The organism is Acinetobacter sp. LUNF3, assembly GCF_022699605.1.
In the GTDB taxonomy this organism is placed as follows: domain Bacteria; phylum Pseudomonadota; class Gammaproteobacteria; order Pseudomonadales; family Moraxellaceae; genus Acinetobacter; species Acinetobacter johnsonii.
Window position 1 is genome coordinate 2,717,878 of record NZ_CP093968.1, and the last position, 25,321, is coordinate 2,743,198.

The window sequence follows — 25,321 nt, forward strand, 5'->3', positions numbered from 1 at the left end:
TAAGGCAAACTAATGTAACAAATTTTAAACAGCCGACATAGAGATTTCATCCGACTCATCAGGATTCAAGGCCTTTTTTAAAGTAGTGACTTTAATTGTTTGCAGTTATTCAAGGTTTTGCTTTCAAGTGCTTGATTTTGCCGCAGCGAGGCTTTCACCCCATTATTTGACTGACTTGGATTTATGCTCTGTAGGAAACCCAAGAGTTGTTCATCATTGACTCGCATTGCGGTAAGAATCGGAACAAGCTGTACACAAACAATTTGATAAATATTATTCGCATTCTGACCTCGAGCTAACTCCTGTTCGAGAGCCTGAGATAGCGCCACTTTCCGCTGTGTAAGGCTTTTTTGAGACGCTAGATATTGATCTGTAATTTGTTGTGGCGTTTGACGAGCAGTACTGACTTGGGCTTGTTTCAATTGCCCACCATTCTGCGCATGGGTTACTTCCAGTCCCCATAGCACTAAAGTCAGGGCGATACCTATTTTTTTCATTGTTGGAATGCTCAAGTTTTTATACTTTGTGGAATTGCTTTAAAAAACAACTATAAATCAATCATGAAAATAATTATAGCCGATCGTATGTGCGATCAATTCTATAGAGCGATACACTTCACAAAAGCAGAAAAAATCTCATCTAAACACCGTTACCAAATATGCAAATAAGCGGTGTCTAGAGCAACAATGAGGTCATCTTTGGCATACCAAATACAGAACACGTATCCGATCAATTATGAATATTTTGTATAAACAAATAATAAAACACTATTTTTCATGCAAAAGAAATTGCGCCATAGTGATGTTCATTCCATAGACATAAAGATAATTTGAGGTTCAACATGAGTTTACGTTTAGGCGACATCGCACCCAACTTTCAACAGGCTTCGAGCGAAGGCGAAATTGATTTTTATCAATTTTTAGGTGACAGCTGGGGGGTACTGTTTTCACATCCTGCTGACTACACGCCAGTATGTACCACCGAGCTTGGCTTTACCGCAAAACTCAAAGATGAATTTGAAAAACGTGGAGTAAAAGCCATTGCCCTCTCAGTCGATGATATTGAGTCACATTTAGGTTGGATTAAAGACATCAATGCAACCCAAAATACCACGGTGAATTTCCCGATCATTGCCGACCAAGACCGTAAAGTGTCTGAGCTATATGGTTTTATCCATCCCAATGCCAGTGAAACATTAACGGTTCGCTCTTTAGTGATTATCGACCCAAACAAAAAAGTCCGTTTGATTATCACTTATCCCGCATCAACAGGTCGTAATTTCCATGAAATCTTACGCGTGATTGACTCACTGCAACTGACTGATCATCACAAAGTTGCAACTCCTGCGAACTGGCAACAAGGTGAGGATGTGGTGATTGTGCCATCACTCAAAGATGAAGCTGAAATCGCACAGCGCTTTCCGAAAGGTTATAAAGCAGTCACCCCGTATTTACGCCTGACTCCACAGCCTGAGCAAGGATAAAATAATCTGCTGTTGCAGCAGACAAGCAAAGCCCGAAGTTTTAACCGAGCAGCCCCATTGAAAACAAAAATGGGGCACTGAACTCCAAGTAATCCAGAGAGGAAACTAAACAATAGAAATACGTTCAGAGTCACCTTGTATGATCGTTTCAAACTCCAATGACGAGCCGAGTTTGAACTTTTGAAAGCCTGTCAATCGACAGGCTTTTTTCTTTTAAAGCAGGCATACATGACTCTTTAACAAAATCAAACTGTTAAAACTCAAATCTTCCGCTATAACAGTCAAAACAATACGATAAAAATGACTTTATGATCTATAACATTCACCATTTACATTGCGGCACCATGTGTCCAGTGTGTGCCCCACTCTTTGGTCAAAAAGGTTTTCAAGCTAAGGTCGTGTGCCATTGTCTTTTGGTTGAAACAGATCAAGGGCTGGTGCTGATTGATACGGGCTTAGGCATACAGGACTATCTACACACCAAACAGCGTTTGGGGCAGTTGGTGGCTCGAATTGGAAAAATTGAACAAAACTTAGAATTAACAGCCATTGCACAAATCCAAAAACTTGGCTTTAGCCCAAAGGATGTCAAACACATTTTGGTTTCACATCTGGATTTTGACCATGCGGGGGGTATTTCCGACTTTCCCAATGCAACAGTACATATCCTGTCTAACGAATATAATGCGGCACAAAACCTGAAGTCATTTAAAAATAAAGCCCGTTATAAAACACAACAATTTCAGCAGCATCGCCATTGGCACTTTATTGAGCCAATTCACGGTGACGCATGGTTTAATTTGACTCAAGTGCAAGGATTTGACTTATTTCATAATGAGATTCTTTTGATTCCGCTGTTTGGGCATACTGAAGGTCACTGTGGCATTGCCATTAAAACCCAGCAGGGTTGGAAACTCTTCTGCGGGGATGCCTACTACTCCCACCTTGAACTCAACCCTCAAAATAAACTTCGCAGCTTAAATGCCTTGGAAGTATTTTTTGCCGAAGATAATGCGCAACGTTTAAGCAACCTGCATAAAATTCAACAATTGGCGCAGTCGGAACCACTTATCGAAATCTTTTGCGCACATGATCCTGTTGAACTTTCACACCATCAGAGCCTGATCCTATGACCAAATATCTTGTTATGCTTTCTCTGTGTATCAGTGTTTCTGGCTGTATGACTACGCCTGCGCTGCCCGATGCAGAGCGTCCACAACACTGGGGACAGTCGATGCAGCCTGAGCATAATTTCTATCAAATCAGTGAAACTGTTTTTCGTAGTGAGCAACCCGATCAAGATTTAGTTCCGAGTTTAAAAGCACAAGAAATTGATGTGATCATTAATTTACGCTCGCACAATCAAGACCTGAAAAAACTGTCTAACCAAGGGTTTAAACTGGTACATATCCCGATTCATACATGGGCGATTGACCGAGACGATTTGTTAAAAGTCATGCAACAAATTCAACATGCGCAGCAAAACCAGCAAAAAGTTTTATTGCATTGCTACCATGGTTCAGACCGTACAGGCGCCAGTGTGGCTATGTATCGCATTATTTTTCAAAACTGGTCTACCGCTGATGCCTTGGCTGAGATGAAACATGGCGGTTATGGTTTTCATCCAATTTGGCAAAATATTGAGCCTTTATTTAGCCCCGAAAATATAAAATGGATTCAACAGCAACTGTTGAATCCATCTTAGTAAAGGTAATTGGGTTGAACCCGGTCTTAGCGTTTGTCGAGTGGCACCCAGTCAATCACCCATGCAGATTTCATGCCAAGGCTCGCATCTGAAGTAATCTTCTTGCGGGCTGCATCGGCAGTATCACGGTCTTTAGATGGCCCCACCATAATCCGTACGCCTTTAGAGGTTGGACTTTTAGTGACCTTATAGCCCTTGGCACGAAGCTTAGCAGCCAGTGCATCCGCATTGGCTTCATTGGCAGCCAATGCCACCTGTACCATCCATTGCTTATCGCCATGTTCAAGCAAATCACGTGCTTTTTCAGCTTCCGCCTTTTTCTTGGCTTCATCAGCTTTACGCTTTTCATCTGCCTTACGTTTGTCTTCCGCTTTTTTCTCAGCATCGGCTTTACGTTCAGCTTCTTTTTTCGCTTCAGCCTTACGCTCGTCTTCTGCTTTACGTTTAGCCTCTGCTTCTCGCTTAGCTTTATCTTCAAGCGCTTGCTTTTCTGCTAAGTTTTTTTGCTCAGCCAGTTTTTTTGCAGCCGCTGCTTTTTCAGCCTCAGTACGCGCTTGCAGCTTTTGCTGTTCCAACTTCTTTACTTCAGCCGCTTTGTCAGCAGCAATTCGCTGTTGCTTGGCTTTTTCATCTTCAACCAATTCTGGTGGAATGTTGTCCGAGCTTTGCTGTGCAGCATTACGGTGTGCATTCAACGCGGCATATTCTTCCGCTGCTTTACGCGCAGCATCTGCTTCGGCTTGCTGTTGCATTGCTAAAAATTCGGCCGCACGAGCTTCTTGTTCAGCAACCGATTTTTCACGTGCTACACGTTGTTGTTCCAGTAAACGCTTTTCTGTTTCGACATCAACCGTTAACGGCTGAAGTTGAACCAACTCACCTTCGGCATTGCGTTGCACATTTTGTGTGACTAGCTCTGGTGTTTTAATATTATTTTGATGTATTTCTTCTTTGCCTTTAAGCAGTAATGCCGCCAAAAGGACACCACCACCTAATAAAACAACGCCACCCATCCAACGTTGTTTGCTATTCATTGACATTCTTCCAAATACTCCCATACCGCTTCTAAGGTATGAAATGAACCACATACCAAAATCAGCTGATTATTCTTTGTTTCGTCGAGCGCTGATTTAAAAGCCAATTTCACACTGTCAAAGTGCTGCACATGTTGTCCTTGCAGCGCTTGATCCAATTGTTCAATTGGAGCTGCACGCGGGACCGTTAATGCCGCAATTTTCCACGTTTGTATGGAGTCTTTCAATAACTCTGTGACAGATTTCACATCTTTATCTGCCAACATCGAGAAAACACTGACTACTTCAGTGTACTGTTTATTGTATTTTAGGAAATTTCGCAATTGATTTAATAAAAAAGCAACACCATGCGGGTTATGTCCTGCATCAAAAATTACCGTTTTGTTCTGTATTTGGCGAATTTCAAAACGACCTTGCAGTTTTGCGTTTTGAATTCCTTCAGAAATAGCCGCTTGAGTGACAGTTAAACCACTAAGAAGTACTGCTGCAACTGCTGTTGAAATATTCTCAACCGCCAATGTGCCAAGAGGTAAATTTAAAGTGGTACCACTGGATGCAAACATCCATGACTGACCATGCTCACTACGTTGATAAAAATAGTCACGATTCACTGCATAAAGTTTTGCAGCACAAGCATCCGCTTTATCGATAATCGCTTGAGGGATTTGTTGTAAGCCACCAAACACCACAGGAATATTAGGACGGATGATACCTGCCTTTTCAAAGGCAATCTTTTCAATAGTATCGCCCAGCCAGTCAGTATGGTCTAAACCAATATTGGTGATCACCGCAACATCGGGTTCAATCACATTGACCACATCTAAACGACCACCTAGACCTACTTCAAGCACCCAAACATCACATGCTTGGTCTTTAAAAATGACAAAAGCCGCGAGTGTGGTCGCCTCAAAGAACGAGAGGCTTAAATCACAATCACGGCGCGCTTGATCCACTTGTACAAAAGCATCGACCAAACGTTGGTTATCGACCTCTACACCACGCAATTTAACCCGCTCATTAAAACGGTAAATATGTGGTGACTGATACAATCCCACCTTATAGCCTTGCGCATTTAAAATGGCAGCCAGTGTGGTGGTGGTCGAACCTTTTCCATTGGTTCCCGCTACAGTTAAAACTTTGGCATCGGGACGCGTTACACCGAGCTTTTCAGCTACAGGAATGACCCGTTCCAATCCTAAATCAATCCCCGTAACGTGAACATGGCCCCAATAATCGAGCCATGTTTCTAAAGAGTCTGTTGCAAGTGGTGCTGTGTTCAAGACAAATTCATCAGTTTCGCGACAATACGATAAACTGTATCACGTAATGCGTGACGGTGAACAATTTGATCGATTACACCATGATCAAGCAAATATTCCGCACGCTGGAACGGCTCTTCTAGCTTTTCACGCACAGTTTGTTCAATCACGCGTTTACCTGCAAAACCAATCATCGCTTTCGGCTCTGCAATATGTACATCACCGAGCATCGCTAAAGATGCCGTTACACCGCCGTAAACTGGATGCGTCAACACCACCAAATATGGCAGACCCGCGTCTTTCATTTTTTGGATGGCCGCTGAAGTACGCGCCATTTGCATCAAAGACAACATGCCTTCTTGCATACGCGCACCGCCTGAAGCAGCAAAGCAAATCAGGGGTTGTTTGTCCGCAATGGCTTTTTCAGCCGCTTGCACAAAACGGTCACCAACAACCGTACCCATTGAACCACCCATGAAGTCGAATTCAAAGGCACAGGCAATCAAAGGAATACCTTTGAGTAAACCTTGCATCACCACCAAGGCTTCAGTTTCACCTGTTTTGGTCTGTGCTTCAGACATACGCGCTGGATATGGCTTTGAGTCGACAAATTTCAACGGATCTTTGGCTTTAAATTCTTGTCCCAACTCTGTTTGCACTTGGTCAAAGAACCAATTCAAACGATCACGGGCTTTCATACGCAAATGTTCATCACACTGAGGGCAAACATACGCGTTAAATGACATTGCAGTACGTGTAACAAGTGCATGGCACTCAGGGCATTCAATCGTTGGTTCTGTAAACGTCGCCTTGAGTGAGGTTTGCTCATCAGGTACTTGAATACCAGGTACACCACGTTCAGTCCATGGCGTCGATGGGCTTAGGATTTTCCCTGATTTAACATCTTGACTCATACTAACTCATCGAGCGCTGCTCGAAGCTCCTTGACTTTATTAACCGTTTCAACCACGGCTTGTTCTGGTGCTAAGTTTGCAAATTGCTTAACAAAAGCACTACCAACAATCACAGCATCAGCCACTCCGCCCATTGCTTTGGCAGATGTCGCATCACTGATCCCAAAACCAACACCGACAGGAATATCTGTTTCTGCTTTAATTTTAGCAATTCGGTTTGCAGCTTCAGCAACGTCTAAAGTTGCTGCACCTGTGACCCCTTTTAAAGACACGTAATAGATGAAACCACTCGCCTGTTTCACCACATGTTTAATGCGTTCGTCCGTTGAGGTTGGCGCTAGTAAAAAGATTTGATCCATATCAAATTGCTTCAATACAACATCAAGCTCTGCTGCTTCTTCTGGTGGTAAGTCCACCAGAAGAATGCCATCGACACCACATGCATGCGCAGTCGATACAAACTTTTCATAACCAATGACTTCAACTGGATTCAGATAACCCATCAATACGACTGGGGTCTCTTGATCCTTTTGACGGAACTCTTTGACCATATTCAAAGCATCTAAGGTATTGGTGCCACCTGCCAATGCGCGTTCTGCTGCAAGGGCAATCACAGGACCATCTGCCATAGGGTCTGAAAATGGAAGACCGAGTTCAATCACATCTACACCCGCCTCGACCATCTGATGTAACAAAGGAACTGTTACCTGTGGATGAGGGTCACCAGCCATAACATAAGAAACCAAAGCTTTACGCTGTTGAGATTTAAGCTGTCCAAAACGAGTGGCTAAACGTGACATAGGGTTGTGCTTTCCTTAACTTGTTTAAAATTAAAACTACTGAGGAGTTGGCTTTGTAAAAATACAAGACGCTGCATTGTAACGCTATTTTTTACTCATTGAATAGAGCACATCGCGTTCGCGTTCCAATTCATTTTTCGTCAAATATTTTCAGAACAACCGTAAAGCACCATTTACTGATATTTCAGTTTTTTTCTCAATGATCAAAGATGCCTAATTTTAGGAAATACCAAAATGTCTAAGTTTTAGATAAACTTATTTTTATTTGAAAAAAAATGATAAAAATAGGCGGTTTAGCTTTTACATTTAAAGTTTTATGAAATAGCAAAACCTGCATTATACTACGCACATTCTTTCATTTCCCTATCTCCTATGACCACCGATAACTCAGGTTTAGTGCAAGCACGTGCGCTTTCGCTGTTACCGCTTATTGTTTTTTTAGCCATTTTCTTAGGCAGTGGTATTTACCATTCTGTGATTGGAACCGAGTTTGCGTTCTATCAAATGAAAGCGCCTGTTGCAGCCATTCCTGCCATTATTTTGGCAGTATTGATTTATCGCGGTGAGCTGAATCAAGGCATCGAAACCTTTCTGCGCGGTGCAAGTCACCCGAACCTCATCTTGATGTTCATGGTGTTCATGCTGGCAGGCGCATTTGCCAGTACCACCAGTGCCATTGGTAGTGTAGATGCCACAGTGCAAATGGGCTTGTCTGCGATTCCTCCAGCCTTTGTATTACCGATGCTATTTATTATTTCAGCGTTCATTGCAACAGCAATGGGCACCTCGATGGGCACCATTGCGGCCTGCGCACCCATTGCCTTTGGTTTCTCTCAAGCCACTGATATTGCTGCAGTCTATGCCATAGGTGCGGTCGTGGGCGGTGCGATGTTTGGTGACAATCTTTCAATGATTTCGGATACCACCATTGCAGCCACCACTAGTCAAAACGTTCAGCTTCGAGACAAGTTTCGCGTTAATGTCTGGATTGCAGTACCTGCAGCTTTAGTCACGATCGTGATTTATTTCTTTAGCATTCACCAAACCGAAACCATTCAATCCAAAGACTTTAATCCTTGGCTGGTGTTGCCCTATGTCGTGGTATTTTTCCTCGCCTTCAGTCGTTTACACGTGCTTGCGGTACTTACAGTCGGTGTAGTGCTCTCTGGGGTGATGGGACTGATTACACAGCCAGAATTTACCGTCATTCAACTCAACACAGCCATCTATGATGGTTTTGTTGGTATGTTTGAAGTCGCTTTACTGTCGATGTTCTTGGGCGGTCTTTCGACCATTATGCAAAAAGAAGGTGGTCTCGACTGGCTTATTCAACGTATTTACAGCCTCACCCGTTTATTTAAAGTTGGTCGTGAGCGCGCAGGGGAAATCGGATTGAGCTTTTTAGTGGTGTTTTCCAACATTTTTGTGGCCAACAACACTGTAGCGATTATTTTATCGGGCGATATGGCGCGTGAAGTCGCGAAAGAATATGGCGTAGACCCCAAACGTGCAGCCGCTTTGCTCGACATCTTTTCATGTGTTGTACAAGGGCTTATTCCCTATGGTGCACAACTTCTATTGGCCTGCTCAATTGCAAAGCTTTCACCAGTTGAACTCATCGGCAGCATTTACTACTGTTGGATACTGGCAATCTTTGCCATCCTTGCGATTGCGTTTCGTTTTCCACGACTGAAATCAGTCTGATCATTGCATACATTTTAGCGCCTCCCTGAAGGCGCTTTTTTTATGCTTGCTGTTATTTCAGTTGTCGTTTCAACTGTAATAAGGTCTGTCCACTGTGCTGTTTATAGGCACGTGCTAAAGCAGACTGTCCCGAATAGCCAAGTTGTAAGGCGATTTCAGTCAAACTCAAACCTTGTTGTAATAAATATTCACAGCGCTTCATGCGCTCACATTCAAGCACTTGTTTAAATGAACTGCCTAAGTCTCGTAGCTGGCGCTGTAAGGTCCGCGTAGACAAATGTAACTCACTTGCAATCTGTTCAATTTTAGGAGCTTCCGCATGTGCTTTAAGATAATCAGCCACGGCGCTATGAATCTGTTGCAATACGCTTTCATAACGAGGCTTGAGTGCAATTGCTACCTCTGCTTGTTTCAGTAAAAGCTGTGTTAAAGATGGATCAGCAAAGCCCGATTTTAACGCCAGACTGTCCGCACTCATCACATAGGCATAGCAGCCTTGATTAAAGCTCACTTCACAGCCATAAAATTTTTGATAATGATACTGTGCCATCTGGGCTGAATGCGCCATTTGGATTTTTAAGAACTGTAATTGATCGGGAAAAATTTTCTTGGCCAAATGCACAATAGATGCCATGGTCATTTCATTCAGTGAAGCATATTTCTCATTGAGAAAAGGCCAAGTCAGCCAAATCTCATTGTCCCTTTGCTGCATCTGCATGGGACTAACTTCTGCACCATCAATCACCAAACGACTAAAACGCATCACATAACTCAATGCTTCAGCCACGCTATTACTGCGTGTAGCCATATAGCCTAAAACACCAAAATGCTCAGGTTGAATAAATTTTGCCATCTCCATAATCAACTGAGGGCAATCCAGCTGCTCTCGCGTCAGTTGTAAAATCGTTTGAAAGAATGAAAATGGCGATTGGGTATCGATTGGCAGTTGTAATACATGCTCCAGTTCATACTGATATTGTGCTAAAAAACCGAGTTGATGAAAATCAATTCCTTGCTCTATGAGATACATATTCCAGAGCTGAAAATAACCATTGGGGATTTGTAATTCTTGCATGACGTCCCACCCGCTATTTGACATGCGATATTTTCACATTGGCGTAAAATGTATAAAAAATGGCAATATCTGTCAAAACAAACTGCATTTTCTCCGACATACTGCAATCATCCAAGGCAAATGAAGTAAAACAAAATGAATGCCATTATTACAGCCCCTATTGAACCGATTGTGCGAACCCAACTTAATTTTAAGCTCGATGAAGTGCCCCGTTTTTGGTTTGGCGGTGACCCATTTCGGACGCGCATGTTCGATGCACTCAGCCTCACTTTCCCCGATGGAGAACGCTATTTTATTCAAAGCGTGCGTTTGTTTCGGGACCAAATTACAGACCCAAGCTTAGCTGCACGTGTCACCGATTTTATTAAGCAGGAAGCACAGCATGGGATTGCCCATGACAAAATGAATCAAGTCATGCGAGAACAAGGCATGCCAGTCGATCAGTTTATTCAGCGTTTAAATAAAATTTTTAAATTTGAACTGAGTAAACGCTCACCTCAGTACAACATTGCCATGACGGCTGCGGCAGAGCATTTAACTGCACTGATGGCTGAGACTTTTTATAGCCATAAAGCCACGTTGGCTGAGGCTCATCCTTATGTGCGTGCTTTATTTGCATGGCATGCCATTGAAGAAATGGAACACCGTGATGTGGCATTTGATGTGATGAAACAAGTCGGACATGTACCCGAAACAACGCGTCTATTTGCATTGGCCTTTACCACGGTGATGATGTTTGGTTTCACTACCTATCGTGCAGATGTCATGCTCAAGCATGATGGCTTTAGCCGTATTCAACGCTTGCAAATGATGCGTAAAGGACTGCCCTGGTTCTTTGGGAAAAAAGGGATACTGTCTCGGATGCGTGGTCAATATCTCGATTGGTTTAAGAAAGACTTTCATCCCAATCAACATCCTGTGATTGCACAGTACGATGTTTGGATGGACACCCTAGCAGAAAGTCATGACCCAATTTTAGCAGGTGAAGCTTTTTGGCAAGCAGGGAAATAAATTCATAAACATAACAAAAGAAAAAACCAGCATGATGCTGGTTTTTTTGTTATAGGTCTTTTACCACTTTGCATAGTGCTGTTCGAGCAGTCCATATTCATTTAGCAATACAATTTCTTGATCATCCTGCTGAATCGTACCGCTAATTTTGGCTTGCCACTGACTAAACTGACTGCCCACAAGACGCAAATTTAGGTTTTCAAAACGGCGCCAGCCCGTAGTCACAGTTAAATTTAAGCGCTCATCTAGCGAACGAATGCTCCAACGTCCTTCTTCTTCCATCTGGAACAGCACATCACTCACGGTATAGAGCTTTCCATTTACCCACAGACAGTTTTCATTGCCAAAACTTTCATTCACACCAGAGGCTAAGTTCAGACCAATACGCTTACCCTGTGCATCCCAAAAACTACAAGAGAGCCAAAACCAAGCTGTTTCCGGTCGGAGGAAACCACAGGTATCATCTAGCGCAGCTAAGGTCCGCTCATTAAACTGAATGATCTGCCCCGCTTTATTGGTAAAAAAACCCTCACAAGCTAAGGTGGTCAATTTCTGAGTATAAGTCCAGCCATTAATCCCTGTTGGACTACACATACTCAATGGATCAGTGCCTGCACAGAAAATACGGGCGCTCAGCTTAATTTCACCATACTTGGTGACTTGAACATAACGCACCCCATTGGCATGCTGAATTTCAATTTGAAAAGGTGAATTTGCAAATACACTTTGGTTATATAAAGGCTGTTCATCTAATACGGTTTTACGCGCCAGAAAATTGACGGCGTTCCATTCAAGTACTTCATTTTTGAGATGATCATAAATATAAACGAAACCGTGTCCAGCCCAAGCAATATCAGCAATCGCTAAGCCAATGGTGTAGTGTTCATGTTGAATGCTACAAAACTTAAATTTCTTATATTTTAGCTTTTTCCGCCATCCCGTAAGTACTTCACCATATGGGGTTTTATACTGATACTTATTTAAATCAATGGTTTTTGGAAGTTCGCTAAACCGACCATAATGTGGTTGTCCGTTGGACTGTATCAAATCCATTGATGCTTTATCCTTAAGCAAAAGTTAATTAATATCCATAAGCCTATTATGCCTATAATTTTAAAGGTGAAAAGTATTTAGTTTGTTTTTTCATCAAATTATTCGTTAAACCTGCTTTTCGTTTTAATACATCACTTAAAAGAATTAGGAATAGTTCAAACTTAATTTAACATGAGATATGTATTTTCCCATGTGTTTACATCAAACTCAGCTTCAACCAATGCCACATAACGACCATGTACACAATCAATCGCAATACAGCCATCAACGTCTAAAACACGATCTGTATGTTGCTTTTGCCACTTTTCATCGAAATATTGCTTCCCCTTTTGCTTTGCCTCGACGGCATGCGGAGCAACGACCAGCACATAACGATGAAGCTCACCAAATTCACGCGCATCATAGCCACCTAAATTAATTAGCCACAGCTTTTCATCTGCGACTTTAGGTTGGGCATCACTAAACTGAATCTGGTATTTTTTTCCTGCACTTTCGACACCATTCACTTGCGCCCAAGCATCAATGTGTAAGCCTTTTTGTTCACCAAACCATGCATTTTTTAATTGTGTATACGTGTCTTCTAGGCTGTCACCCACAGCAAATACAACATCATGGACTTCGGTATTGGCACGTACATGACGACCACCAAGCATAACCATAAATAGACTAGGCATTTTCTTTCCTTTTTTTGAGATATTTTTTATAGCTAACAGGCGCTTCACGGAAGCATCATTCGCAATTGTTCGAGGTAAACCACACTTCTAGAGAGATGTTTTTGCGACTCCATTAATCACATGAAAGTATAAGACGAGTTTTGCGAATGACGATGCCTTTGGTTACTTTGGTCTTATCCAAAGTAACATTATGAACTCCTTACATTTGAGGTGTAAGCAGTAAGACTCCGTCAAAATTTAAATAACGTTACGACCAATACAAATAAGATAGATTTGACCAAAGTTTTCATTGGCAGGAAATATCTTACTTTTGTTTTGGCAAAAGTAACAAAAGTATCTTGTTGAGCAGACATTACATCCCTGTAAGGCTGCTCAATGGGCAAGATCCATGTCGCCTTCTCTTATTCATGTTTTGGATAAACTTTTATTTCAACAAAAAACGTGCTGAATTGCTTCAGCACGTTTTTAATATTTGACAACCTTCTCCAAAGAGAGAAGCTTCACATCAGAGGAAAATCACATCTCAACCATTTCCACGCCATCAATACGTGCCACAGTCATCAAATCTTTATCCCCACGACCAGAAACCGTCGCAATAATAATTTGATCCTTAGACATCGTTGGCGCAAGTTTAGTGACATAAGCCATCGCATGAGAACTTTCCAATGCCGGAATAATCCCTTCAATATGAGTCAAATCACGGAAACCTTGTAAAGCTTCATTGTCATTGATCGGCACATATTCAACACGATGCATATCTTTAAGGAAACTATGCTCAGGGCCTACACCTGGATAATCCAAGCCTGCTGAAATCGAATGCGTTTCAATGATTTGACCTTGTTCATCCGACATCAAGTAAGTACGGTTACCGTGTAAAACTCCTACATGACCTGCATTCAATGGTGCAGAGTGTTTACCAGTTTCAATACCATAACCCGCAGCTTCAACACCATACATTTTCACATCAGCATCATTCAAAAATGGATAGAACAAGCCCATTGCATTTGAACCACCACCCACACATGCCACTAAAGCATCAGGTAAACGTCCTGCTTGCTCTTGAATTTGTTTACGAGCTTCACGACCAATAATTGACTGGAAGTCACGAACCAATTGTGGATATGGGTGCGGGCCTGCAACTGTACCAATCACATAGTAAGTTGAGTCAACATTAGTTACCCAGTCACGCATCGCTTCGTTCATAGCATCTTTCAATGTCTTTGAACCGCTTTCTACAGGCACAACTGTTGCACCTAACAAACGCATACGATACACATTCATGGCTTGACGTTTCACGTCTTCAGCACCCATGAACACCACACACTCAAGACCTAAACGCGCTGCGATGGTTGCCGTTGCGACACCGTGCTGACCTGCGCCAGTTTCAGCAATAATGCGTTTTTTACCTGACAGTTTTGCCAATAAAGCCTGACCAATGGTGTTGTTCACTTTATGTGAACCTGTATGATTCAGGTCTTCACGCTTTAAATAAATTTGCGCACCACCCAACTCTTTCGACCATCGCTCAGCATAATATAAAGGACTAGGACGACCTACATAGTAGGCGAGGTCACGGTCGAATTCTGCCAGAAACTGCTCATCATCCTTCATACGGAAATAGAGCTTTTCTAAGTCTTCTAATGCAGCCATTAGAGTTTCTGACACAAAACGTCCGCCATGGATACCAAAATGCCCACGTTCATCTGGGTATTGGGTATAGTCAATCACATTACTTTGCTGATCCACGATGGACTCCTTGCATGAAGTTTTCTATAAGTTGTTGGTCTTTTATACCTTTAGCGGATTCGACGCCTCCGCTGACATCTACAGCATAAGCCCCAGTCGTCTTTATAGCGTCTTCAACATTAGTTGGGGTTAAACCACCAGCTAAAATCAAAGGAATATCCAGTTTGGGGAATTGCGACCAGTCAAAACTATGTCCTGTTCCCCCTTTCAGTTCAGGATGCCATGCATCTAAGAGCACTGCGCTTGCCCCTGCCTGTTGAAAGCGTTGAACTTCTGCCACCACATCCATTTCAGATATTACTTGAATGGCTTTATACCAACGGCGCCCAACCTGTGCCGCAATTGCCTGACAGTCTTCTGGTGTTTCATCACCATGAAATTGAATGATATCCAGCGCTACTAGTTTTAACACATCGGCAATGTCATCCGCAGCGGCATTCACAAAAAGTCCAACAGTTTGCACATAAGCAGGCACATGTTGAATCAATTCTTTGGCTTGAGCTGCACTGACATGACGTGGACTAGGCGGAAAAAATACAAAACCAATGGCATCAGCCCCGGCATGGACCACAGCTTGAATATCTTGGCTACGGGTAATCCCACAAATTTTGGCACGGGTTCGCATAGGTTATGACTCTGGCTCAACCCTATTTATAGCTGATCTATAAATAACAGGGCGAATCATTGTAATGCAATTTTTTCACCTTGCGTAAAGTTCATCCTGAAAAAATCTTTACATAGATTGTTTAATTCGCATACAAACCTTATACTTCGCTCAAATGCAATAAGTCTAAGCACTATGCTTTAGGGAAGTTGGTGAAAGTCCAACACTGCCCCCGCAACGGTAACCATGAAACGTATATCGATTTAAATCTTATGATTTACACCACTGTATGAACAATATGGGAAGGTGGATATACAGCGAAGCAATCATAAATTTGAAGATGCTTGGCACATTGTAGTCCGGAGACCTGCTTGTTGTACCCTTAACTCAATCATTCACGTGGGGTGAATGTATGGAGCAAAGTCATGTCTACTCTTTTTCAGCCTACTGCTTTAGTGGGCGCAATTGCGCTTGCGATGGGTTTCTCTACGTCTGTATCTGCACAAGACAGTTCTAATGTTGTAAATGCATCTTTAGACACTTTAGTCGTTACCGCGACACGTTCTGAAGAAAAAATTGGCAATGTGCCTGCGCGGATTTCTGTGATTGATCAAAATGCGATAAAAAAGAATCCTGCTCTCAATTTATCTGACTTAATCCAACAAGACCCTTCTGTTTATGTGAAACAAAGCGGGGGTATGGGGCAAATTTCAGAAATTGGACTACGTGGAACTAAAGCCGTACATACCCTAGTATTAAAAGATGGTGCTCGCTTAAATAGCCAAAATGAACTTGGTCCACTTTATCCTGCATATTTAGATACGTCGGATGTTCAACAAATTGAAATTTTGAAAGGGCCAGCTTCCGTTCAATATGGTAGTGATGCAATTGGCGGTGTAGTTCAACTTATTTCAAAAAAACCTGTGAAGTCTGGTGCAGAATTAACTGGCATCTATGGTGAACACAATACTTATAAAACCATTGTAAAAGCAGATTTAGTCACAGATCAAGGATTCTATGCTCAAGTAGGTGGACAACGCTTAGAAAGTGATGGAACTCGCATTTTTGAAAGCCAAGATAAAAGCGACAATGCCAGCTACGATCAAAAAGGCTACAATGCTAAAGTAGGCTATTTCCAGGAAAATAAGATTGATGCCTCTGCTTCGATTAGTGAAAATAAAGGAACCAGTATTTTCAGTAATGACTACATTACCAATACAGCTCCTCGTAATTTTGTAAATCGTGTCATTAATGCAAAAGTTGATTACAATATTCTGCAAAATTTAATTTTAGGCGCTCATTTTGCAAACGTTCAAGACAAGCAAGATGTTCCATCATATTCCACACAGTACAACACTGAAAACAACCAAAGTGATTTAAACCTAAAATGGAAATTCACACCAAATCAAAACATTTTAGTTGGTGCAACTTATAATGACGCCAACTACAAAACAAGTTCAATCAAAAACCAAGATCAAAGCGTTAATAGCACAGGTTATTATCTACAACACCAATTTAAAAACGAACTGTTTGACACCCAAGTTGGTCTGCGTGTAGAAGACAATGAGCTTTTTGGAAGCCACACAGTAGGTCAAGGTGCTATTCGCTATCATTTCCTGCCTAATGCAAGCGTTTATGCCAATATTGGCAGTGCGTTCCGTGCTCCAACCCTAAATGAGCTATATTCTCAGTGGGGCGGAAATGAAAATTTAGAACCCGAAGAAAGCATCTCTTATGAACTCGGTTTTGATTATGCTATTACGGATAATCTAGCAACTAGTTTTTCTGTTTATCGCACCAATGTGGATAACTTAATCGTCTATAGCGACAGCATGAATCAAAATGTTGGGGAAGCCAATTTTACAGGCGGTGAGGCAGGTCTTAAATGGAAACAAGACGATTTATTCCTCGCGACAGAATATGCTTATGTTGAAAGTGAAAATAAAGCAACAGGTTTAGAAATTGCCTATCGCCCAAAACAGACGCTTACCTTCACTGCAGGACTAGAAAATGCTGTCTATGGACTTAGTACTTCGGTAATAGCTCGTTCACATGCCAATGCTAGCAATAATGCAAATAGCGTAAAAGTTCCAGGTTATGCAACCGTCGACTTCAATGCTTATTGGAATATTAACCCAACGGTTAAAGTCTTTACCAACATTCAAAACCTTTGGGATAATCAGTACCACCAAGTATCTCGATCTGCAACAGATTGGTACATCAATGGCGGCCGCCTAGCTACCGCAGGAGTCACTTTCCGTTATTAATTTAACGTAAAGACTCAAAAAACAATTTAAAACAGCGCAGTTTATGGATAATGTTTTGACCGACATTATCCTTTTTTTCATTCTTTAGGCAGGACAAATTATGGGCCACCGTTTAAGTAAAATTTATACCCGTACTGGCGACTCAGGCACCACAGGTTTGGGTGATGGATCACGTGTGACTAAAGATGATCTAAGAATTACCGCACTGGGTGATGTCGATGAACTCAATTCAACAATTGGTGTGCTTCGTGCTCAAATTACCGCAAGTCAAATCACGGACAAAGCCACATGGGATAAAAGCTTAAGCCTGATTCAGCATTGGCTTTTCGACTTAGGCGGTGAAGTCTGTATTCCCAACTATCACTTGCTCCAACCTGTTTGTATTGAGTTTCTTGAACAAGAAATTGACCGTATGAATGAAGACTTACCCATGCTGAAAGAATTTATCTTACCTTCGGGTTCTTTAGCATGTAGCTATGCACATCAAGCGAGAGCGGTATGTCGCCGAGCTGAACGTAGCTTAATGTCGGTGCACACTCGTGATCAAAATATTCAAAGCACCGCACTACAGTTACTCAACCGCTTATCTGATTGGCTTTTTGTTGCATCGCGTGCTTTACAGCGTGCTGAAGGTGGCTCGGAAGTACTTTGGCAAAAAAATATCAATGAAACTATTTAAACGATTCTAAGTTTTTAGAACGAAATAGATTTTTTCAGAGTCTTCCTGTGATCAATTCACTGGAAGACTTTTTGATATTATTTTTCTTTTGTGAAAAGAAACCAAAACCATTTTCCAAGCGTAAAACTCGTCTACTACCATCTCTTATCCTAAATATCACAGAAACATTTCATTCAAATTCAGTCCTACCTCAAACCATTACGAATCGCATTTACGCATATCTGATATTTCCACCTTAGAATCTATCCCAATCAGATATTTTTAGCGCTACAATCACGCAAAAGACGTATATAGATCAGGTTCAATATGAGAATCATCGGACATCGTGGTGCACGTGGCGAAGCCCCAGAAAATACACTCGGCGGTTTTCGATATATTCATGATCTAGGCATACGTGCGGTTGAATTTGATGTTCGTCAGCTCAACGACCATGAGCTGATCATTATGCATGATGACAACATGCTCCGAACCACTGGGATCGACCAAGCGCTCTACCCATTAAGCAGCACACAACTCGATAGCTATAACCAAGCACATATTTGGCTAGACTGGGAAAAGCAAAGTACCCCAACACTACGACAAGCACTCCAGATTATGCAGGACTTTGAACATCTTGAAGTTGAAGTCAAAGCTGTAGAAACACAAGCTGAAGCGGAACGACTAACACACCATCTCACACAGCAACTTAGAGGCTTTGAACACAGTGCGGTCATCACCAGTTTTGATCTTAAAATCCTACAAGCACTCCAAGATCAACACTCAACATTTAAACGTGGCTTATTGATTGAAGATGATATTCAACATCTTGCGATTGAACAAGCGCTCAAATACGACTGTTGCCAAATCGGCTGGATGAACCAACTGGCAACCGATGACTTGTTAAAAGCCACACAACAAGCGAATTTAGCCACTAGTGTCTGGACGGTAAATGACATCGAGCGCGCCAAACATTTACGTGACTGCGGCATTGATGGATTAATTACAGATTTTCCTAAAATGATGCTACAACATTTGATAGATGTGCATTGAACAGGCCACAGATTGACTTGAGTTTTACATGAGCAGTGGCACTGAAAATGTTTATTTTTCATATTGATCGCTCTGCTACGATAAAGCCTAGAAATGCTTCGATAATTTCGATATCTAAACATTCGTATTCTGTTACTGTTTAGTACAATACATCTGTACAATAATGCTAGTGAACCAAGGTTCGCTCATGCTAATATGCTGTAGCTTAATCCATGCAAAAAGTAATGGATTGACCTTCCATTTATACCTCCCAAGGTTTCAGGAGTGCTGTTGGAGATGAATGCTCCCCTACCCAAAGCCCCATTTAACTGGGTTGCAATTTTTGCATTGGTTTTTCTTCCCATTGTGGCTGTGATTGCAATTCCCTTATATGCCTTTCAGCATGATTTCAGCTTAGCCGCTTGGATCAGCATGTTTGTATTACTGGGTGTTAGTAGCTTAGGTATTACCGCTGGCTATCACCGCTTATGGGCACACCGTGCTTATGAAGCAAGCTTACCTTTAAAAATCATTTTGATGATTATGGGTACCTTTGCCGTGCAAAACAGTATTTTATTTTGGAGTTCAGGTCACCGGACCCATCACCGCCATGTCGATGATATCGAGAAAGATCCGTACTCGATTAACAATGGCTTTTGGTATGCGCACATGGGTTGGATGCTTCGTGACTATCCATCAGCAGAACCTGACTTTAAAAATGCACCCGATTTACTCAATGACAAATTGGTGATGTTCCAACACAAATACTATGTTCCTTTAGTGATCATCGTCCACACTGGTATTTTATTACCTATTGGTTGGGCTGTAGGCGACTTATGGGGCGTGTTGTTGTTGGGAGGATTAATGCGTTTAATCCTCAGCCACCACGTCACGTTCTTCATTAACTCTTTATGCCACATGTGGGGCAAACGTCCATATACAGATGAAAATACCGCACGTGACAACTTCTGGTTAGCGATTGCGACTTGGGGTGAGGGTTATCATAACTACCACCACATTTTCCAATATGACTACCGTAATGGTGTGAAATGGTGGCAATATGATCCAACCAAATGGTTGATTTGGTCATGCTCAAAACTGGGTTTAGCTAAAAACTTACGTCGTATTCCGAGCTTTAATATTAAAAAAGCTGAACTTGCGATGAAGTTTAAATATGCTGAACAAGACTTAGAAGTTCATGGTCTCAATGTCAGTGATGACATTAGTTCCGCTAAAGCTCGTATTGCACAAGAGTATGATGCGTTCACCCAGACCTTGAATGACTGGGCAAAATTGAAAGAACAAGAAATTCAAGCCAAGAAAACGGCTGTGGCTGAAAAAATCCATCAAATGGATGAGAAGCTCAAAATTGAGTTTCAATTGGTTGAACAGCGCCTAGGTCATCACCGTCAAACCTTGACCACCTTGATGCGTAGCATTAAAAAAGCGCCTGTTTCACAATAATTGATCTCTGATTCAGCATTTCAAAAGAAAGCTCCGCAAGGGGCTTTTTTTAGCAGTTCATAAAGGATAACAACATGGATATTAATAACATTCCTTTCGGTATCACCAACTGGGCCGAGATACCAACCACCCGTCATACAGGTGATCAAGGTTATGCCCTATGGCGTACTCAGCAATTTGACGCGATTCGCGTGCGTATGGTGGAGTATTCTGAGAACTATTTGTCCGACCACTGGTGTTCTAAAGGGCATATTCTGTTGTGCTTAGAAGGTGAACTACACACCGAACTAGATGATGGTCGTAGCTTTACACTCACGGCTGGCATGAGTTACCAAGTTGCAGATCAAGCTGAAGCCCATCGCTCGTCCACCTCAAAGGGTGCCAAGCTGTTTATCGTTGACTAAAACAGTTGGATATATGTCTTAACACTAAAACTTTGCTATATTGATGGGGTCATGGCTTATCCCTTGTGATCCTTCACTATGCAGTTCAATTCACGCTACTCCCTTCTTCCATCAAAGCTTTATCACCATCAACAGCCCTTGCCACTAAAAGGGGCAAAAGCAGGTCATTTCAATGCCGCTTTAGCAGAACAGTTGCAATGGTCTGAAGCCGACAAACAGTCTTGGGTAGAGATTTGTAGCGGACAGAAAACCTTTAGTGAATTTGAACCTTTGGCAATGGTCTATGCTGGACATCAATTTGGTCAGTGGGCAGGACAGCTCGGCGATGGTCGCGGTTTATTGATCGCGCAAATTCTTGATCAACATGGTCAAACCATTGACCTGCATTTAAAGGGTGCAGGCTCTACTCCTTACTCGCGTATGGGAGATGGTCGTGCGGTACTTCGCTCCGTCATTCGTGAGTATTTGGCTGGACATGCGCTGAATAGTTTAGACGTGGCTTCAAGTAACGCGGTGGGCTTTACCTCGTCAGCTCAAGGCGTGCAGCGGGAGAAATTAGAACTCGGCGCAATGATGTTACGTACATCAGACTGTCATATTCGCTTGGGGCACTTTGAGTGGATCAACCAGTACCAACCTGATTTACTTGGCGAATTTACCCAAAAATGCATCGCATGGCATTACCCCGAGTGTTTAGATGCGGAACAACCTGTTTTGGCATTTGCAACCCAAGTAATTCAACGGACTGCGGTAATGATTGCCAAATGGCAACTGATCGGCTTTGCACATGGAGTGATGAATACTGATAATTTAAACATTACAGGTTCAACCCTCGATTTTGGCCCTTATAGTTTTATGGAACGCTTCCGTCCGAATTGGATTAACAATCACTCTGACTATCAAGGCCGCTATACCTATCAGCAGCAGCCAAGCATTGGACACTGGAACTTATGGACATGGTTGAATAACCTCATTCCGCTTTGCCCTCAAGACTATGACAAAGAACAATGGAAGCAAGACCTTGCCACTTGCCTAGAGCACTATGAACCCACGTTCTTGGAACACTACAAACTGGGTTTAAGTCAGAAAATGGGCTTACCTCATTTTCATACTGAAAGTTTTGACTGTGCCATGACCTTCTTACGGATTCTACAAACTGAACAGCTCGACTACACACAAAGCTTTACGCGTTTACAGAATCAACAATATGAAATGATTAAAGATGACTGCCTTGACCGTCGTCAGTTTGAAAGTTTCCTCGCGCAGTATGAACAAATTCGTGCGAATCAAGACACGGTAGAACTTAATACGGCCATGCAACAAGCCAATCCCGTTTATATCCTACGCAATCACATGGCACAAAAAGCGATTGAACTGGCTGAGCGGAATGATTTCTCAGAAGTCGAACGCTTATTTGACCTGCTTAGCCGCCCGTTTGAGCGAAATGTAGCACTAGAGAAAGCGGAAGATTTAGCACCTTTGCCAACGGATGTTCCTGAGGTGATGGTGAGTTGTTCCTCTTAAGCATTTGGCTTAAACTGTGGATAAATTAAACAATATCCACAGGGCTTCGCCCAATAGAGTGATGATCAACATGTCCTTACACCTTATTGCTGCAAAAGCTGCACTTGCCCTGCCAGAAGTGACGTGTAGTCAGCCCTTTGGTGAAGGCGGTGATGTCTATAAAGTCATGGATAAAATGTTTTTGCTCAATTCATCTTTAAGTGGCGCGGCTTTAAGTAATTTAAAAGTCACGCCTGACCACGGCGCGATGTTACGTGATATTTATCCGTATATTCATGCAGGTTGGCATATGAATAAAAAGCATTGGATTTCAATTTATGAAGATGAAGACTTAGATCCTGATTTAGTCATTGATCTGGTACATAGCTCTTATGAGCTCGTGGTATCCAAGCTGAATAAACTACAAAGACAGCGAATCGTTGCACTTCAAGCCATCACCTAAATATGTATTGAATGAAAAAATTTAATTATTCCTTTTACATTTTCTAAACTCAGTGCTATTGCTTCATCAAAGAGGTCATGGATTTGAACGTATATTGTCTCTGCTGAGCAGCTTTTCGACGTATTGCCCACTTTAGAACCCAAAATTCGAAACGAAAAGTGAAATGAGACATTCATAGATCATAAAAAAAGCCCGACATCCTGTCGGGCTTTTTCGTATTGGTTAGCTAGGTATAACTCCTGTCGTACCTCACATCCTAGTGTTGAACTTATCATTTTTGTTTTATGTTTTGGAACTTCCTGTTCTCTATGACTGCATCATATAAAAAATCTTGGGACTGACCTAGACGCAATCCGCTTGAATTGGTGTAAGCCAAAACGTGCATAGAAAAATAAGCTTAATTAGACTTACCCCCAAAATTATCCGCAGAAATTGTGGATAGTTTTCAGGATGACTAAAGCTGAGCCTTACTCCTAAAAATTACTTTTTGCGTGATTTAAAAGCAACTTTATAGCTCAGTACTTCAATCTGTTGGAAATACAATCACTCTTTCTCGATTTTGCCTATTTAATTATCTGTACATATCAATCCGAAAAGATGAAGTCTGAGAGTAGCTCACTCTCCATCCAAGTTAATCAGAAAGCCATGCTGAACTCGTACAAAGACAGACTGAGAATCAGTAAAGTCTTAGTCATTTTCATATTAAGTTGCTTATTTGATTCCATTGTTGAAAAGTTAGAATGCCATCTCACAATCCAACCCTAAGTGGTATGCAAATGGCTAGAAGAATACTTCGCTGATTTGAATACAGACTCATCGACCTTGTCTAAAACAAATGTAAAAGTAAAAAGACAAACTGACACATGATTTGAAATATCTATAATTTATATACCGATCAAAAGCCCAATAAAAAAGGACTCATATTAAGTCCTTTTCAACATCATCACCTAAGCTTTAGCTTTTCTTCGGCTTCAATGTTTTAAATAAAACAAATAACACGAGGATCCACACAGGAAGCATCAACACGGAAAGCATAAAACCCTGATTCCACATGATATATAAAATCATCAGCATAAACACTAAAACAAAATAATTGCTAAACGGTGCAAATAACGCTGGAAACTTGGTTTGAATGCCCTGTTTTTTCATACTCTGTCTAAATTTAAGATGGATCAAACTGATCATCATCCAATTCAGCACAGCCGCACTGACCACAATATAAATCAGATAACTGAGCGCTTTTTCAGGCAAGAAGTAATTTAGCAGCACACACCCAAAAATCAGTAATGCTGAAAATAAAACCGCCGCAATCGGTGTCCCTTGCCGATTCACCTGCTTAAAAACTTGCGGGGCATTGCCCTGTTCCGCTAAACCTAAAAGCATGCGGCTATTGGCATACATCCCACTATTACAAACAGAAACCGATGCAGTCAGAATAATAAAATTGAGTAGATGCGCTGCCCAATCAATGCCAATTTGCTTAAAAATAAGTACGAATGGGCTTTTATCTAAGCCCCCCAAATCCAATTGATTCCAAGGCACTAAAGACAAAAGAATCGCCAGCGAGCAAATATAGAACAGGAAAACCCGAATCACCGTTTGATTGACGGCTTTTGGAATGTTCTTTTCAGGATCTTCGGTTTCCGCAGCCGCCATACTGATCAGCTCAATGCCGCCAAAGGCAAACATCATAAAGGCCAGCATATAAAATAAGCCTTCAAAGCCATGTGGGAAAAACCCGCCATGTGCCCATAAGTTCGTGACAGATGCGGTTGAACCGACATCAGCCGTCAACAACAGGTAAACCCCGAAAATGATCATGGCGATAATCGCCACAACTTTAATCATCGACAGCCAAAACTCAGACTCCGCATACAGTTTGACATTGGCAAGATTGGCCAGTGTGATCACCACAAAAAATACCAGCACCGAGACCCACGCAGGAATATGTGGCCACCAGTAATTCACATACTTACCAATCGCGGTCAGTTCAGTCATCACCACCAAGATATACAGTACCCAGTAGTTCCAGCCCGTTAAAAAGCCTGAAAACCGCCCCCAATATTTAAAGGCAAAGTAGCTGAATGAACCCGTCACTGGCTCATGTACAATCATTTCACCGAGCTGACGCATAATTAAAAATGCAATCAAACCGCCAATCATATAACCCAAAATAATAGATGGGCCAGCAGACTCAATAATATGTGCTGAACCTAAGAACAGCCCTGTGCCAATTGCACCACCCATGGCGATCAATTGAATATGGCGGTTCTTTAAACGGCGCTGAAGTTTAGGCGTCTCACTGCTCAAAACACATGCTCATCTGATAAAAAAATGAATTGTACCGCTTGCACAGATGATCAACCAGTCTTGTCCTTTTAAATTGCAGATTACTCGGTTTCATTTCACCAGTTGGAGATTTAAGTGAACTGCTGATTTTGATTGCCGCTTTGACTCCATCCCATAAAAAA

Annotated in this window: 23 protein-coding genes and 1 riboswitch; of the genes, 12 read left to right on the top strand and 11 right to left on the bottom strand. The window is 41.9% G+C overall.

Annotation, left to right across the window (positions count from 1 at the left end; genetic code table 11):
* Positions 1-77: 77 nt before the first annotated feature.
* Positions 78-497 carry a hypothetical protein gene (locus tag MN200_RS13235; protein WP_058870252.1) on the bottom strand — a complete coding sequence of 140 codons (420 nt, stop codon included), beginning with the start codon at positions 495-497 and terminating at the stop codon, positions 78-80.
* 344 nt (positions 498-841) lie between these two features.
* Between MN200_RS13235 and MN200_RS13240 the strand changes: the two genes are divergently transcribed.
* From MN200_RS13240 to MN200_RS13250, 3 genes are all read left to right on the top strand, one after another.
* Positions 842-1,483 (top strand): peroxiredoxin, encoded by a 642-nt coding sequence (locus tag MN200_RS13240; protein WP_058870253.1) that lies wholly within the window; start codon positions 842-844, stop codon positions 1,481-1,483.
* A gap of 308 nt (positions 1,484-1,791) precedes the next feature.
* Positions 1,792-2,616 (top strand): MBL fold metallo-hydrolase, encoded by an 825-nt coding sequence (locus MN200_RS13245; protein WP_058870254.1) that lies wholly within the window; start codon positions 1,792-1,794, stop codon positions 2,614-2,616.
* Complete coding sequence (locus MN200_RS13250; RefSeq protein ID WP_058870255.1) at positions 2,613-3,188, top strand: dual specificity protein phosphatase family protein; 576 nt, start codon at positions 2,613-2,615, stop codon at positions 3,186-3,188. The genes MN200_RS13245 and MN200_RS13250 overlap by 4 nt, the downstream gene beginning before the upstream one ends.
* Positions 3,189-3,214: 26 nt before the next feature.
* On the opposite strand, the gene MN200_RS13255 is transcribed toward MN200_RS13250, so the two are convergent.
* From MN200_RS13255 to trpA, 4 genes are read right to left on the bottom strand one after another with little or no spacing between them, the layout of a single operon-like run.
* Positions 3,215-4,222 carry an SPOR domain-containing protein gene (locus MN200_RS13255; protein ID WP_058870256.1) on the bottom strand — a complete coding sequence of 336 codons (1,008 nt, stop codon included), beginning with the start codon at positions 4,220-4,222 and terminating at the stop codon, positions 3,215-3,217.
* The gene (gene folC / locus MN200_RS13260) at positions 4,219-5,502 is read right to left on the bottom strand and encodes a bifunctional tetrahydrofolate synthase/dihydrofolate synthase (protein WP_058870257.1); all 1,284 of its coding nucleotides are present in this window, start codon (positions 5,500-5,502) and stop codon (positions 4,219-4,221) included. The genes MN200_RS13255 and folC overlap by 4 nt, the downstream gene beginning before the upstream one ends.
* Complete coding sequence (accD, locus tag MN200_RS13265) at positions 5,499-6,395, bottom strand: acetyl-CoA carboxylase, carboxyltransferase subunit beta (RefSeq protein ID WP_005401957.1); 897 nt, start codon at positions 6,393-6,395, stop codon at positions 5,499-5,501. The genes folC and accD overlap by 4 nt, the downstream gene beginning before the upstream one ends.
* Positions 6,392-7,195: a tryptophan synthase subunit alpha gene (gene trpA, locus MN200_RS13270; RefSeq protein ID WP_005401958.1), complete on the bottom strand. Its 804-nt coding sequence runs from the start codon at positions 7,193-7,195 to the stop codon at positions 6,392-6,394. Before trpA ends, accD begins: the two co-directional genes overlap by 4 nt.
* A 372-nt stretch (positions 7,196-7,567) precedes the next feature.
* On the opposite strand from trpA, the gene MN200_RS13275 reads away from it, so the two are divergent.
* Positions 7,568-8,899 (top strand): Na+/H+ antiporter NhaC family protein, encoded by a 1,332-nt coding sequence (locus MN200_RS13275; protein WP_058870260.1) that lies wholly within the window; start codon positions 7,568-7,570, stop codon positions 8,897-8,899.
* A gap of 52 nt (positions 8,900-8,951) precedes the next feature.
* Here MN200_RS13275 and MN200_RS13280 read toward each other — a convergent pair whose 3' ends face one another.
* Positions 8,952-9,974, bottom strand: coding sequence for an AraC family transcriptional regulator (locus MN200_RS13280; RefSeq protein WP_114392712.1), 1,023 nt, complete (start codon positions 9,972-9,974; stop codon positions 8,952-8,954).
* A 135-nt stretch (positions 9,975-10,109) separates the two neighbouring features.
* On the opposite strand from MN200_RS13280, the gene MN200_RS13285 reads away from it, so the two are divergent.
* Positions 10,110-10,985, top strand: a complete 876-nt coding sequence (locus MN200_RS13285) for a metal-dependent hydrolase (protein ID WP_058870262.1) — start codon at positions 10,110-10,112, stop codon at positions 10,983-10,985.
* A gap of 60 nt (positions 10,986-11,045) precedes the next feature.
* Here MN200_RS13285 and MN200_RS13290 read toward each other — a convergent pair whose 3' ends face one another.
* From MN200_RS13290 to MN200_RS13305, 4 genes are all read right to left on the bottom strand, one after another.
* Positions 11,046-12,038 (bottom strand): DUF2804 domain-containing protein, encoded by a 993-nt coding sequence (locus tag MN200_RS13290; protein ID WP_058870263.1) that lies wholly within the window; start codon positions 12,036-12,038, stop codon positions 11,046-11,048.
* Positions 12,039-12,199: 161 nt separating this feature from the next.
* Entirely contained in the window at positions 12,200-12,712 is a 513-nt protein-coding gene (locus tag MN200_RS13295; protein WP_242759601.1) for a DUF1543 domain-containing protein, read from the bottom strand.
* A gap of 516 nt (positions 12,713-13,228) precedes the next feature.
* Positions 13,229-14,458 (bottom strand): tryptophan synthase subunit beta, encoded by a 1,230-nt coding sequence (trpB, locus tag MN200_RS13300; protein ID WP_086210407.1) that lies wholly within the window; start codon positions 14,456-14,458, stop codon positions 13,229-13,231.
* On the bottom strand, positions 14,442-15,083 hold the full coding sequence (locus MN200_RS13305) for a phosphoribosylanthranilate isomerase (protein ID WP_242759604.1): 642 nt from the start codon (positions 15,081-15,083) through the stop codon (positions 14,442-14,444). Before MN200_RS13305 ends, trpB begins: the two co-directional genes overlap by 17 nt.
* A 144-nt stretch (positions 15,084-15,227) precedes the next feature.
* Positions 15,228-15,452: riboswitch (cobalamin riboswitch) on the top strand.
* A 35-nt stretch (positions 15,453-15,487) separates the two neighbouring features.
* On the opposite strand from MN200_RS13305, the gene MN200_RS13310 reads away from it, so the two are divergent.
* From MN200_RS13310 to MN200_RS13340, 7 genes are all read left to right on the top strand, one after another.
* The gene (locus tag MN200_RS13310; RefSeq protein ID WP_242759607.1) at positions 15,488-17,329 is read left to right on the top strand and encodes a TonB-dependent receptor; all 1,842 of its coding nucleotides are present in this window, start codon (positions 15,488-15,490) and stop codon (positions 17,327-17,329) included.
* 100 nt (positions 17,330-17,429) lie between these two features.
* Positions 17,430-18,008, top strand: a complete 579-nt coding sequence (locus MN200_RS13315; protein ID WP_078388464.1) for a cob(I)yrinic acid a,c-diamide adenosyltransferase — start codon at positions 17,430-17,432, stop codon at positions 18,006-18,008.
* A 306-nt stretch (positions 18,009-18,314) separates the two neighbouring features.
* Positions 18,315-19,037, top strand: coding sequence for a glycerophosphodiester phosphodiesterase (locus MN200_RS13320; protein ID WP_058951656.1), 723 nt, complete (start codon positions 18,315-18,317; stop codon positions 19,035-19,037).
* 276 nt (positions 19,038-19,313) lie between these two features.
* On the top strand, positions 19,314-20,480 hold the full coding sequence (locus MN200_RS13325; RefSeq protein WP_058951655.1) for an acyl-CoA desaturase: 1,167 nt from the start codon (positions 19,314-19,316) through the stop codon (positions 20,478-20,480).
* 74 nt (positions 20,481-20,554) lie between these two features.
* Positions 20,555-20,884 carry a DHCW motif cupin fold protein gene (locus MN200_RS13330; RefSeq protein ID WP_242759609.1) on the top strand — a complete coding sequence of 110 codons (330 nt, stop codon included), beginning with the start codon at positions 20,555-20,557 and terminating at the stop codon, positions 20,882-20,884.
* 78 nt (positions 20,885-20,962) lie between these two features.
* A complete protein-coding gene (locus MN200_RS13335) occupies positions 20,963-22,408 on the top strand; it encodes a protein adenylyltransferase SelO family protein (protein WP_242759611.1) in 1,446 nt (481 codons plus the stop codon).
* A gap of 70 nt (positions 22,409-22,478) precedes the next feature.
* The gene (locus tag MN200_RS13340) at positions 22,479-22,850 is read left to right on the top strand and encodes an MmcQ/YjbR family DNA-binding protein (protein ID WP_183175166.1); all 372 of its coding nucleotides are present in this window, start codon (positions 22,479-22,481) and stop codon (positions 22,848-22,850) included.
* Positions 22,851-23,804: 954 nt separating this feature from the next.
* Here the strand turns inward: MN200_RS13340 and MN200_RS13345 are convergent.
* Positions 23,805-25,160, bottom strand: coding sequence for an amino acid permease (locus MN200_RS13345; RefSeq protein ID WP_242759613.1), 1,356 nt, complete (start codon positions 25,158-25,160; stop codon positions 23,805-23,807).
* Positions 25,161-25,321: the final 161 nt, after the last annotated feature.